Below are 12,726 nucleotides of genomic sequence, written 5' to 3'. Positions count from 1 at the left end.
GTTCTATGACCTCTGCTGCGACGAGGACGAGCGCCGCGGCATCAACCCGGCCCACTCCGGTTCCCATACCTCATCGCCCGTCACGACCCCGACAGCATCGCCCACCGCAGCACACTCGCGGTCGCCGATCGCGACGTATGGATCCGCCCCGCGGAGAACGGTATGGCCTACCTCGACGGACACCTTCCCGCAGCCGACGCCCACACCCTCGCGATGCGGTTGCGGCACTTCTCATTCAGGTCGTCGTCAACGCCTCGACTCCTCGGACTCGACGACCTTCCCGCCCACCTCGAGGGATACGGGCCGATCTGCCCCCAAGTACTTCGTACAGGGAGGTACCCCCAGCGGACTCCGCGCGTACATTGGCCGCCGACGGTGTCTTCCAGCGCATCCACACAATGGCCACCGAAGGCGACGCAGGTGGGCACGTCCTCGGGATCAGTCCCGTTCAGAAGACTCACGGCATACCCGTGACCTACATCCGGAACACAGCAACCAAACCCGAACTCACCTACGCACCGGGGACGGCTCTCGGCCGCAGGATCCGGGCCCGCGACGGCAACTGCCGCTTCCCCAACTGCCAGTCCCGGCGCGGCTCTGCGACATCGACCACACGACGCCGTTCGACCACGACCACCCCGAGAACGGTGGTCTCACCGTCGAGTCGAATCTCGCGTGCCTGTGCCGACGCCACCACCGGCTGAAAACCGACGGCTCCTGGACCGTCCGCCAGACCGGGGCAGGGAACCTCGAATGGACCACACCGCGCGGCGACATCATCCGAACCGAACCCGAAGGGGCAGCAATCGAACTCACCCACAACCACATCCGCGGGGTACAGCGCTCCTGTGCCCTCCGACTGCTCACCGAGCGCTCCCACGACCAGCAGGACGCGAAATACTTGAACGAACTGCACGGGAGACGAGCCACACACCACCACGCACCGGCACCACCACCCGACGGCGGCGGCACCGGTGCGTGAGAGCGTGCGATCAGTGGGCGGCGACGGCGGCGGTGCTGCCCGCAGCGGACGCGTCGGGCCTGCCTGCGCCGAGCCGGTCCTCCAACTCTTCGAGGCTGCGCCCCTTGGTTTCCGGGACGAAGCGGTACACGAAGTACACCGATACCAGGTTGACGAGGACGAACAGGCCGAACGTTCCGGTGGACCCGAGGACGGAGTTCAGGATCGGGAAGACGAACGAGATCAAGGCGTTCGTCGTCCAGAGCACGAAGACCGCGATGCCCATGGCGAACCCGCGGATGGCCATCGGGAAGATCTCCGAGAGCAGCAACCACACGCAGGTTCCGATGAAGCACTGCACGAAGGCGACGAACACCATCATCGCGGCGAGGATGATGTAGCTGCGACCCGTGGATGAGGGCAGCAGGAACACCAGCGACAACGCGGCCTGCGAGGATGCCACACCAATGAAGCCGGTCAGCAGCATCGTGCGACGATTCACGTAGCCCAGCAGGATGATTCCGAGAATTGTCATGACCACCGACGTGACACCGACCGCGATGGTGGCCACCAGGGACGCGCTGACACCCAGCCCGCTCTGTTCCAGGATCGTCGGGGCGTAGTAGTTGACCGTGTTGATGCCCGTCGCCTGCTGGACGATGGCCAGACCGCAGCCGATCCAGAGGATCCGGCGCATCCACGGGTAGTCGCGCAGATAGTGGACGGCGCCACTGACCTTCGAGTTCCGGTCGCGGGTGGCATGGAGGCTGATGCTGGCGTACTCGACTGCGGCGTCCGACTCGCTGCGGCTCAACTCGAGGGTGCTGCGCGTCTCGGCGAGCCGGCCCTTCGACGCGTACCAGCGCGGTGAATCCGGGAGCACGAGCATGCCGAGCATCAGTAGAACTGCGGGCACCGAGGCGATGGCCAGCATGTACCGCCACACCGTCGGATCCTCGATGAGGTGATCGAGTAGCGCGTTGATCGAGAAGGCGAGCATCTGACCGGTGACGATCATCAGTTCGTTGATGGTCACCATCCGCCCGCGACGCTCGACCGGCGCCATCTCGGCCAGGTAGAGCGGGCAGGTGACGGCGGCGGCGCCCACACCGAGACCGAGGACGATCCGCGCCAGCACCATGATCTCCACGTTGGGGGCCATCGCACACCCGAGGGCGCCGACGAGAAACAGACCCGCACAGACGAGGAGCGTGCGCTTGCGGCCGAGAGCGTCCGACAGCCGGCCTCCGAGCAGCGCACCGACGGCGGCACCCGGGAAGAGCAGCGAGCTCACGACGGTGGCTTCGCCGACGGCACTGAGGTTCAGCTCGTCCTTCATGTAGAGCAGCGCACCGGAGATCACACCGGTGTCGTAGCCGAACAGCAGGCCGCCGAGCGTGGAGATGACGGTGAGCTTGGTCAGGAAGCGTTTGTGACTGCGCTCGTTGCGCGCAGCGCCGCCGCTTCCGCGGGCACTGGCAGCCGAGTGGGTTGTCGACATCAGGTGTTGGCCTTTCTGGGGAATGCTCACGCATCGCGACACGGAAGATCAGTTCACGTGTCGATACCGCCCGAGTGCGCTCGGCTCGATGCAGCCGAAGGGGCGTAGTTTGCTGAACTGAAGCGCTTCACTAACGCGCTTCAGTTATCTACTATGATGTGAATCACAGAGGGTGTCAAGGGCAAAGATCGGGCTGCGTGAGAATGCGCCCCCTGACGACGCAACCGAGGGAGATCGAGATGCTCGACGATCGAGCCGCCGCGCACGACGGTGCGGAGCGGCTACCGGCCGCCCTGCACCGACGCCCCACGATGGCCGATGTCGCGACGCGGGCCGGGGTGTCGCGCACCCTGGTGTCACTGATCTTCAGCAACAAGCCCGGAGCGTCCGACGAAACCCGGGATCGCGTCCTCCAGGCTGCAGACGACCTCGGTTATCGGCTCGACCGGGCCGCCCGCATGCTCGCGCGCGGCCGCAGCCGCACCCTCGGCGTGCTCATCGACGTCCACCAGACGTTCCAGGCCGACCTGATCGGAACCGTCTACGCGGAGGCGGAGGCCGCCGGATACGAAGTCCTGCTCTCCGCCAGCGCACCCACCCGAGACGAACACAAGGCGATCGAAGCCCTCCTCAGCCACCGGTGCGAGGGCCTGATCCTGCTCGGCCCGCTCTCCGAGGTGGCGTATCTGCGCACACTCGCGGACCGTGCCGTCGTCACCGTCGTCGGCCGCGCACTCCCTCACACCGCCGTCGACACCGTGCGGACAGCGGACGCCAAGGGCATCCGGCAGTCCGTCGACCACCTGGTCGAACTCGGGCATCGCGAGATCGTGCACGTCGACGGCGGCGCGGACCCGGGCTCACCCGAACGGCGTCGCGCGTACCTCGCGGCGATGCGCAGGCACGACCTCTCCGACCACATTCGCGTCATTCCCGGCCAGCACACCGAGGACGCAGGCATCGCCGCCGCGAACACCCTGCTGGCCGAGGACCGCCTGCCGACCGCCGTGCTCGCCGGCAACGACCGCTGCGCCATCGGTCTCATGGACGTGTTCACCCGCGCTCACGTCGACGTGCCGGGAGACATCTCGATCGTCGGGTACGACGACAGCCACCTTGCCCAGTTGTCCCGGATCGACCTCACCACCGTGCGGCAGGACACGGAGGGCTTGGCGCGGCACGCCGTGCAGTTCGCCATCGGCCGGCTCGAGAACGACGACCTCGACCCGCAGGATTTCGTGATCGACCCCCACCTGGTGGTGCGCGGCACGACCGGTCCGGCCCGGTCGTAGCCGCGCCCCGCCGGCACGATTCAGCGCAGAGGCGACGGCCTCACCGCGTGATGCTCCTCAGGTATTCGACGCTCTTGACCACGTCGCGCACGGGACCTTCGTCCTCCGGCTCCGACGCGAGAATGGTGTCCTGTTCGAGGACGTACCAGCCGTCGTAGCCCTGATTCTGCAGCCGCTCGACCACCCCGGCGATATCCACGTCCCCGGTGCCCAGTGGCGTGTACATCCCCTGCGCGACAGCCTCGGTGTAGGTGAGCTCGCCCACCCGGACCCGCGCGAGAAGCGCCGCATCGACATCCTTCAGGTGCGCGTGGGCGATTCGTTCGGGGGCCCTGGTGACGAGGTCGAGGGGGTCGGTGCCGCCGATCAGCAGGTGCCCGGTATCCAGGCACAGCGGAATCGACGAGCCGTCCAGGATGCGGTCCACCTCGGCACGGTTCTCGATCATCGTCCCCACGTGGGGGTGAATGACCGCCCGGAGCCCGCGGTCGGCAGCGGCCGACGACAGGCGGTCGAGGTTGCGCAACAACGTCTTCCATCCCGAGTCGTCGAGTTCCGGTCGCGAATCGTAACCGACGGCTCCCGTCACCGCCGCCAGGACCATCACCTCCGACCCCGACGCGACGAGTGACTCGATCGCCCCGCCGACCGCAGCGACCGCGTCATGATCCGGATCGTGGAGCAGCACCGGAACGAATCCCCCGACCGCAGTCAGGTCGTACCGGGCGAGAGTGTCCGTAAGCTCGCGCGGATCCGAGGGGAGGAATCCGTCCGGACCCAGTTCGGTGGCAGCCAGGCCGGCGTCACGCATCTCGGCGAGCACCCGGCCGGGGCCGAGCTGGTGACCCCAGCCCTCCACCTCACACACTCCCCACGAAATGGGCGCACCTGCAAGTCGAATCGTCATCGTCCTCTTTCATCCCATCGCACCGGTCGGTGCTGTTGTAGTGACAATGTGGCCGCGTCGGGAATCCCGCTCACGGCTGTCGCCGTGCGGTCTGCGCGGACAGACGTTCTGCGAGCACCACTGGATCGACGCTCTCCCGCAACGCTTCCCACACCGTGTCCACCTGAGTGGCCGGCGCGAGACTGTGCACCGGTTGATCGTGGTCGAGATTGGTGGGGAACGGGTAACACTCGGCCGTCGCGACGACGGCATTGCGGAGGGTGCGCTCACTCGCCCCGGCACTCTGCAGTGCCAGCAGGGCGGGGTACACGGCGTTCGCCATGGCCTCCCGGTCCAGCACCTCCATCGCCCTGCCGAACGGCGACGAGACCTGCAGCAGATTGGCCATCCGCCGGAGCGCGTCCGAACGGTTGTGGCCTGCGCCGTGGTAGAGCGCCGGGTTGAAGAACACCGCGTCGCCCTTCCTCAGCGGCAGCTGAACATGACTGGCGCGGAAGAACTCGACGAACTCCGGCCGGGAGAACGCCAGGTAGCCCGCCTCGAACAGTTGCGAGTACGGCAGGTACAGGGTGGGACCGCTCTCGACGGGCATGTCGCAGTGCGCCACCGCCCCTTGCAGTGTCAGCGTGGCCGACATCCGGTGCAGGTGCGCCGGATACTCGGCCAGTTCGTGCCGGGGCACGATGCCCAGGTGGTAGTCGCGATGCGGCACCTGCGCGGCGCCGCCGGGGTTGACCACGTTGACCTGCGACGTCACCTGATACAGCGGGCCCAGCCAGCTCTGGCAGATCAGCGCGAGGATGTCGTTGGCGTAGTACTCGGCGAACACATCGGGGGCGCCGAAAGCCAGCTTCTGCGCGGCGTTCCAGATGCGGTCGTTGGCGCCCGCCTTGCCGAAGTGGTCACCCACCACACCACCCGACGCGTGTTGCTGCGCGATGAGGAGGTCGAACTGTTCCGTGGCGCGATCCAGTACGCCGAGATCACTGAAGGCATTCTGGAACACCACGATTCCGGGACCGTCCGTGAGCGCGCGCCCGAGTTCGGTCTGCACGGCGCGGCGGGACTGCGCGTCGTCGAGGTGGGGCTTCAGCACGTCACTGCGGTACAGCAGGACGTTCTGCTCCACGGAGTGAGCGAACGGGTAGTCGGCCAGGTTCGTCGAGCGATCCACGGAGACGCGAAACGCGTCGAGGTCGCAGTCGGAGTCGCGGATCCACTCACGCCGGCCGGTCGGCGGAGGAGTCGTGATGGTCATGGAGATAGTCTTGCTGTGATGTGATCGGCAAACAACAGCAGAAATCCATCATTTTCACCTCAGGAGGCGGCCGTGAAGCACCGCTACAAGGTCCGTGAGATCGCCCAGCAGTCGGGGTTGAGCGAGGCCACCGTCGACCGCGTGCTCCACGAACGCCCCGGCGTACGGGAATCGACGAGAGCGGAAGTGCAGCAAGCGATCCGCGATCTCGACAAACAACGCACCCAGTTGAAGCTGAGTGGACGCAAGTTCCTCGTCGACGTCGTCATGCAGTCCCCCGAACGCTTCACCACCGCGTTCCGCGCGGCCGTGGAAGCGGAACTGCCCGCTCTCGCCCCCGCCGTCGTGCGATCGCGGTTCCATTTCCGGGAAACCGGCTCGACACCGGCGATGGTCGAGACCCTCGGTCGGATCGGGGCCCGCGGCACACAGGGCGTGATCGTGAAGGCGCCCGACTCCATCGAGGTCGTCGAGGCCATCGACCGGCTCACCGCGGCGGGGATACCGGTGGTCACCTATGCCACCGACGTGCCGGGCAGCTCGCGGGCCGGCTACGTCGGGATCGACAACCGGGCCGCGGGGGCGACTGCCGCGTACCTCGTCGACCAGTGGCTCGGCGACCTGTCGTCCGCCGTCCTGATCACGCTGAGCAGCAATGCCTTCCGTGGCGAGGAGGAACGGGAGATGGGGTTCCGCGCCGCACTGCGAAGTTTCGGCATCGACCGTGCGGTGATCGACATCGCGGAGAGCGACGGACTCGACGCGACCATCGAGAGCCTGGTGCTCCGGGCGCTCGAGCAGAACCCGGACATCGCGGCCGTCTACTCGATCGGCGGCGGCAACGTGGCCACGGCCCGCGCATTCGAACGCACCGGCCGCACCTGTCGCGTGTTCATCGCCCACGACCTCGACGAGGACAACACGCGGCTGTTGCGGGCCGGCACGCTCTCCGCCGTGTTGCACCACGATCTCCGGGCCGATGCCCATCTGGCGTGCCGCATGTTGCTGCAGGCCCGGGGCGCGCTCGGCGGTGTCGCGACCGCCGCCTCACCCATCCGGGTGGTCACCCCGTACAACCAGCCCTGACGGCGTGGATCAGCGCCTAGCCCTGCCCCTGGGGGACGGGCACGCCGCGGGACTGGAACCAGCCCGCCGGATCCATCTTGGTTCCGTTGACCGCCCACACCTCGTAGTGCAGGTGCGGTCCGGTCGACTGACCCCGGTTGCCCATGGTGGCGATCTGGTCGCCGGCCCGGACCTGCTGCCCGACCGACACCAATGACTGGTCGATGTGGCCGTACACGCCGGTGGTGCCGTCGTCCTGCTGGATGCGGACCCACAATCCGAATCCCGACGCCGGACCGGTCTCGATCACAGTGCCGTTGGTGACGGCCTTGATCGGGGTGCCGATGGAGTTGGCGATGTCGATGCCGTTGTGGTTTGTGCCCCACCGCGGACCGAAGCCCGAGGTGAAGGTGCCGTCGGCCGGGACCAGCACAGCGGGTCGACGTGCCGCTTCCGCGGCCGCAGCCGCGCGTGCAGCCTGTTCTGCGGCCTCGCGAGCCAGCCGCTCGACCTCGGCCTTCTCGAACGCGAGCCGCTCGACCTCACGCTGGGCGGCGCGCTGGAGTTGCTCGGCGTAGTCGACGGGCACTGGGCGCGTGACCTGCAGGAACTGGGGCGGTGTCGAGAGAGACACGCCTGTCTCGGTCGACGCCTGCGCTACCTCACCGGTGGCCGCGGAGGCGATCCCCCCGGATGCGAGCAGTGCAGCGGCCGCCAGCGAGGTCGCGACCAGCCGTCTACGGGAGGTCGTTGTCGAACGGAGGCGCCGGGTGCGCCGGGCGTGCGGGACGGTGTTCGGGTGTAGAGCCAAAACCACATTCCTCTGTCGAGTTCGTGATCGATAACGAAACGGTCACGGTTTCGACACAGGTTAGTACGGATCGGGCCAAATCCTGCGCGTCGCATTGACGAATGTGCGGCGATCTCGCGTCCCGAACCGGATTTTCCGGTCTCATCAGTCACATGCACCCCGTGAGCGCACATCGACGACAGTGGTCACGCACGAGAAGTGTCAGAAGTCACGGAGCCCGCGGTCGTGACCGCGGGCTCCGTGACCTTTCGACCACTCAGCCGGCGGCCCGCAACTGGGCCGCCAAACGCATCGCGGAGTTCGCGTCCCCGTAACCCTCGTAGCCGCCGACGCGTTGCACCACCTCGAAGAACAGATCGGCGCCCACCGTCTGGGTGAACAGGTGGAAGAACTCGCCATGGGCATCGGCGTCGTACATGATGCCCGACCCACTCATCCGGTCCAGGAGCTCGCGGGAGAGTCCGAAGCGGGCCTCGAGATCGTCGTAGTAGTTCGGCGAGATCACGAGGGGCTCGAAACCGTTGGACTGCATGGTCGCGGCGGCGGTGAAAATGTCCGTGCACGAGAACGCGACGTGGCTGATGCCGCCGCGCCGGGCCGCGGCGATGTGGGAGTTGCCCGACACCGCACCCGGAACCATGTTCAGGGAGATGCGCAGCGGACGGTCGATGCCGTCGGCACCCGTCTGATCCATCGTCAGGGCCTGACTGCGCATCATGCCGACCGCGTCGGTGACGTCGAGGCCCTCGTGCGGCGCCATCGCGAACACCGAACGGAGCAGCAGCATGATGCCGTCCCAGTTGTCGGACGGCACGGCGAGCGCCACGTGATCGACCCCGGTGAACACGGGCACCTCGTCCTGCCAGCGCGACTCCGTCGGATACAGATCGAACGCCGACTGCCACGAGGCGGCACTGCCCGGGCCGCGCAGATCCAGCGACGTCGCATCGGTGATCTTCAGACGCACCACATCCGATTCGGGGGCCGTGTCCACACCGGGCAACAGGACCTCGTGCACCGGGACCTCGAGCGCCGCGGCGCGCTCACCCCACGCGTCGGGATCGCTCGACCGGATACCGATCTGGGTGAGCACCGGCAGGTGCGCCGGCAGACCCGGAGCGGTCCACACGGTGCCCGCGGTGGCGTCGACCACGATGGTCATCCGGCCGTGCCGCCACAGCTGGAGGTCGTGACTGCGGTGGCGGCCCACCAGACGGAATCCGATGTGCTGCAGCGCCTGCCGAAGGTCGGAATCCTTGCCGGGACCGGCCGCGAGCCGGAGCGACACGATGCCTTCGAGGGGTGCGCGCGGCGGCGGCTCGAACAGGGCCAGACCGCGACCGGTGTCCTCACCGTGCTCGGCCTGCACGCGTGCGACCTCCTCCTGGAGGTACAGCAGCGAGCGGTGAGCGTCGGCGGCCGTGCGGCCCGTGGACGACTGCCGGAACGTGTCGTTGAAGATCTCGAGCGACCACGGTCCGGTGTATCCGGCGGCCTGGACGTGCGCGCCGAACGTCGCGAGATCGAAGTTTCCCTGCCCCGGGAAGTTCCGGTGGTGCCGGCTCCACTGCAGGATGTCCATCGACATGCGGGGCGCGTCGGCGAGCTGGAGGAAGAAGATCTTCTCCCCCGGGATGTCACGGATGCCGGACGGGTCGTCGCCGCGGGAGAGGATGTGGAAGCTGTCGAGGCAGGTGCCGAGGGCCGGATGATCCGCGTCCTGCACGATCTTCCACGCGTGCCGGTACGTATTGACGTGCGTGCCCCAGGCCAGCGCCTCGTAGGCGATGCGGAGCCCCCGGCTGTGTGCCCGCTCGGCGAGGGTATGGAGTTGCTCGGTCAGGCGGGCGTCGTCCCGCACCGCCTCGGGCAACGGCGAGGAGCACACCAGTAGGGTGTCACAGCCGAGCTGCTCCATGATGTCGAACTTGCGCTCGGCTCGGATCAGGTTGCGAGCGAACGTCGTGTCGTCCACGGAGTCCAGATCGCGGAACGGCTGATACAGATCGAGGGTGAGTCCGAGATCCGCTGCGCGGGAAGCCAGCTCACGCGGCGACCACGGCGAGCTCACGAAATCGGGTTCGAACACCTCGAATCCGTCGAACCCGGCTGCCGCGATCGCGGTGACCTTCTCCTCCAGCGATCCGCTCAGGGATACCGTGGCAACGCTCGTACGAACCTGTCGTCCCATGTGGCGTCAGCCCTTGTTGCAGATGAAGTCGACGGCCAGCGCATAGCCGAGAATGCCGAGTCCGGCGATCACACCGGTCGCGACTCCGGACACGTACGAGTGGTGCCGGAATTCCTCGCGGGCGTGCACGTTGCTGATGTGCACCTCGACGAGCGGCACCTCGAGCGTCACCAGGGCGTCGCGCAACGCCACCGACGTGTGCGTGAAACCGCCGGGGTTGATCACGACGCCCGACGCCGTGGTCCGGGCCTCGTGCACCCAGTCGATCAGATGGCCCTCGTGGTTGGACTGCCGCGCGACGATCTCACGTCCGGCTTTCGCAGCGGCCGTGCGGCACAACTCGACCACGTCGTCGAGCGTCTCCCGCCCGTACACCTCGGGTTGCCGTTGCCCCAGCAGGTTCAGGTTGGGGCCGTTGAGAACAAAGATCGGTCCGGGAGCGGTCATCGCGCGCTTTACCTCCATTTGTACGAACTAGTGAGTTAGTTCGCACCCAGGATACAGCGCGCTCCCGCCTAGGCGGACTTGTCTCGGCGTTCTCCCCGCTCCGGCTTCCGCGGAACGATGGTCGGAAGCACGTTGTCGTTGACCGTCTCGGCGCTGACCACGACCTTCTCGACGTCGTCACGGCTCGGGATGTCGTACATGACCGGCAGCAGGACTTCCTCCATGATCGCGCGCAGTCCACGAGCACCGGTTCCGCGGAGGATCGCCTGGTCGGCGATGGCCTCGAGCGCGTCCGTGGTGAACTCCAACTCCACGCCGTCCATGTCGAACAACCGGTTGTACTGCTTGACCAGCGCGTTCTTCGGCTCGGACAGGATCTGGACGAGCGATTCCTTGTCGAGGTTCGTCACCGACGCCACCACGGGAAGACGACCGATGAACTCCGGGATGAGCCCGAACTTGATCAGGTCTTCCGGCATGACCTCCGCGAAGTGGTCCTGGGTGTCGATCTCCGCCTTGGACCGCACCTCCGCACCGAAACCGATGCCGCGCTTGCCCACGCGATCGGACACGATCCGCTCGAGGCCGGCGAACGCCCCCGCCACGATGAACAGGACGTTCGTCGTGTCGATCTGGATGAACTCCTGATGCGGGTGCTTGCGACCGCCCTGCGGCGGCACGCTGGCCTGCGTGCCCTCGAGAATCTTCAGCAAAGCCTGCTGCACACCCTCGCCGGACACGTCCCGCGTGATCGACGGGTTCTCGCTCTTGCGGGCGATCTTGTCGACCTCGTCGATGTAGATGATGCCGGTCTCGGCGCGCTTGACGTCGTAGTCGGCGGCCTGGATCAGCTTGAGGAGAATGTTCTCGACGTCCTCACCGACGTAGCCGGCTTCGGTGAGCGCCGTCGCATCGGCGATCGCGAACGGGACGTTGAGCATCTTCGCCAGCGTCTGAGCCAGATACGTCTTGCCGCAGCCCGTGGGACCGAGCATGAGAATGTTCGACTTCGCCAGCTCGACCGTCTCGCCGCGCGCATCACGACCCTTGTCACCGGCCTGGATGCGCTTGTAGTGGTTGTAGACCGCAACGGCGAGAGTCCGCTTGGCGGCATCCTGGCCGATCACGTAGTTCTCGAGGAAGTCGCGGATCTCGGCCGGCTTCGGCAGCTCGTCGAGCTTCACCTCGCTGGACTCGGCCAGCTCCTCTTCGATGATCTCGTTGCACAGGTCGATGCACTCGTCGCAGATGTACACCCCAGGCCCAGCAATGAGCTTCTTGACCTGCTTCTGGCTCTTACCGCAGAAAGAGCACTTGAGCAGATCCCCGCCGTCACCGATGCGTGCCATCTCGTCAGGTCCCTACTTCCTTCGTCTACGTGCAACCATCGAACCGATCCCACGCCGTGCGCGCACCGACCGAAAACGAAAGCCCGTTATGTGACCGTACCCGCAGATCGCGAGCGAGGTCGACTGGTTGTCGGTGATTCGCGCACCGATCTTCCGGGAAAGCCAGCCTTGCCGATCCCGCACCCGGCTCGCGGCAACCGCGCCGTCACGGCGTGTCGCCCGAGCCGGGGCGGCAGGAAATCACTTCTGGGCGCTGAGTTTGCGGTACTCGAGCACGTCGTCGATGATTCCGTATTCCTTGGCCTCGGCGGCCGTGAGGATCTTGTCGCGGTCGGTGTCCTTGCGGATCACGTCGGCGTCCTTGCCGGTGTGCTTCGCGAGGGTGGTCTCCATCAGGCGACGCATCCGCTCGATCTCGGCGGCCTGGATCTCGAGGTCGGAGACCTGACCCTGGATGCCGCCGGTGGCGGGCTGGTGGATGAGGACACGAGCGTTCGGCAGGGCGAGACGCTTGCCGGGGCTACCGGCCGCCAGCAGCACCGCGGCAGCCGAGGCCGCCTGGCCGAGGCACACCGTCGTGATGTCGGCGCGCACGTACTGCATGGTGTCGTAGATCGCCATCAGCGAGGTGAACGAGCCACCCGGCGAGTTGATGTACATGGTGATGTCGCGATCGGGGTCCAGCGACTCGAGAACGAGAAGCTGAGCCATCACGTCGTTGGCCGACGCATCGTCCACCTGCACGCCGAGGAAGATGATGCGCTCCTCGAACAGCTTGTTGTACGGGTTGGACTCCTTGACGCCGTAGCTCGAGTGCTCGATGAACGACGGCAGGATGTAACGCGACTGGGGGCCTGCGGGCGCCTGGCCTCCCAGGCTGCGGGGATCGAACAGGTTGGTCATCAGTTCTCCAAGGGATGTGTGGGAGCGGTCAGTGAGGAAGC

At 66.8% G+C, this 12,726-nt stretch carries 12 protein-coding genes; 3 read left to right on the top strand and 9 right to left on the bottom strand.

Annotated elements, in window-relative coordinates:
* Window positions 1–12: 12 nt before the first annotated feature.
* Entirely contained in the window at window positions 13–474 is a 462-nt protein-coding gene (locus QM841_RS43435) for a DUF222 domain-containing protein (protein WP_502943283.1), read from the top strand.
* A 37-nt stretch (window positions 475–511) separates the two neighbouring features.
* Here QM841_RS43435 and QM841_RS22120 read toward each other — a convergent pair whose 3' ends face one another.
* The gene (locus tag QM841_RS22120; RefSeq protein ID WP_283333586.1) at window positions 512–916 is read right to left on the bottom strand and encodes a hypothetical protein; all 405 of its coding nucleotides are present in this window, start codon (window positions 914–916) and stop codon (window positions 512–514) included.
* Window positions 917–992: 76 nt separating this feature from the next.
* Complete coding sequence (locus QM841_RS22115) at window positions 993–2,462, bottom strand: sugar porter family MFS transporter (protein WP_283333585.1); 1,470 nt, start codon at window positions 2,460–2,462, stop codon at window positions 993–995.
* A gap of 239 nt (window positions 2,463–2,701) precedes the next feature.
* Between QM841_RS22115 and QM841_RS22110 the strand changes: the two genes are divergently transcribed.
* Window positions 2,702–3,754, top strand: a complete 1,053-nt coding sequence (locus QM841_RS22110) for a LacI family DNA-binding transcriptional regulator (RefSeq protein ID WP_283333584.1) — start codon at window positions 2,702–2,704, stop codon at window positions 3,752–3,754.
* A 40-nt stretch (window positions 3,755–3,794) separates the two neighbouring features.
* Here QM841_RS22110 and QM841_RS22105 read toward each other — a convergent pair whose 3' ends face one another.
* Entirely contained in the window at window positions 3,795–4,661 is an 867-nt protein-coding gene (locus tag QM841_RS22105) for a sugar phosphate isomerase/epimerase family protein (RefSeq protein WP_283333583.1), read from the bottom strand.
* A 70-nt stretch (window positions 4,662–4,731) separates the two neighbouring features.
* The gene (locus QM841_RS22100) at window positions 4,732–5,919 is read right to left on the bottom strand and encodes a phytanoyl-CoA dioxygenase family protein (protein WP_283333582.1); all 1,188 of its coding nucleotides are present in this window, start codon (window positions 5,917–5,919) and stop codon (window positions 4,732–4,734) included.
* A gap of 72 nt (window positions 5,920–5,991) precedes the next feature.
* On the opposite strand from QM841_RS22100, the gene QM841_RS22095 reads away from it, so the two are divergent.
* On the top strand, window positions 5,992–7,005 hold the full coding sequence (locus QM841_RS22095; protein WP_283333581.1) for a LacI family DNA-binding transcriptional regulator: 1,014 nt from the start codon (window positions 5,992–5,994) through the stop codon (window positions 7,003–7,005).
* A 16-nt stretch (window positions 7,006–7,021) separates the two neighbouring features.
* Here QM841_RS22095 and QM841_RS22090 read toward each other — a convergent pair whose 3' ends face one another.
* From QM841_RS22090 to QM841_RS22070, 5 genes are all read right to left on the bottom strand, one after another.
* Window positions 7,022–7,795: a M23 family metallopeptidase gene (locus QM841_RS22090; RefSeq protein WP_105417192.1), complete on the bottom strand. Its 774-nt coding sequence runs from the start codon at window positions 7,793–7,795 to the stop codon at window positions 7,022–7,024.
* Window positions 7,796–8,051: 256 nt separating this feature from the next.
* On the bottom strand, window positions 8,052–9,986 hold the full coding sequence (locus QM841_RS22085) for a bifunctional sugar phosphate isomerase/epimerase/4-hydroxyphenylpyruvate dioxygenase family protein (protein ID WP_280782349.1): 1,935 nt from the start codon (window positions 9,984–9,986) through the stop codon (window positions 8,052–8,054).
* 6 nt (window positions 9,987–9,992) lie between these two features.
* Window positions 9,993–10,433: a type II 3-dehydroquinate dehydratase gene (gene aroQ / locus QM841_RS22080; RefSeq protein WP_005248177.1), complete on the bottom strand. Its 441-nt coding sequence runs from the start codon at window positions 10,431–10,433 to the stop codon at window positions 9,993–9,995.
* Window positions 10,434–10,501: 68 nt separating this feature from the next.
* A complete protein-coding gene (gene clpX, locus QM841_RS22075; RefSeq protein WP_005248181.1) occupies window positions 10,502–11,782 on the bottom strand; it encodes an ATP-dependent Clp protease ATP-binding subunit ClpX in 1,281 nt (426 codons plus the stop codon).
* A gap of 240 nt (window positions 11,783–12,022) precedes the next feature.
* Window positions 12,023–12,685 (bottom strand): ATP-dependent Clp protease proteolytic subunit, encoded by a 663-nt coding sequence (locus QM841_RS22070; RefSeq protein WP_037236299.1) that lies wholly within the window; start codon window positions 12,683–12,685, stop codon window positions 12,023–12,025.
* Window positions 12,686–12,726: the final 41 nt, after the last annotated feature.

Source organism: Rhodococcus sp. IEGM 1307 (assembly GCF_030056915.1).
Classification (GTDB): Bacteria; Actinomycetota; Actinomycetes; order Mycobacteriales; family Mycobacteriaceae; genus Rhodococcus_F; species Rhodococcus_F opacus_D.
Note: the sequence above shows the minus strand (reverse complement) of the source record. Positions and strands in the feature narration are given on the sequence as shown.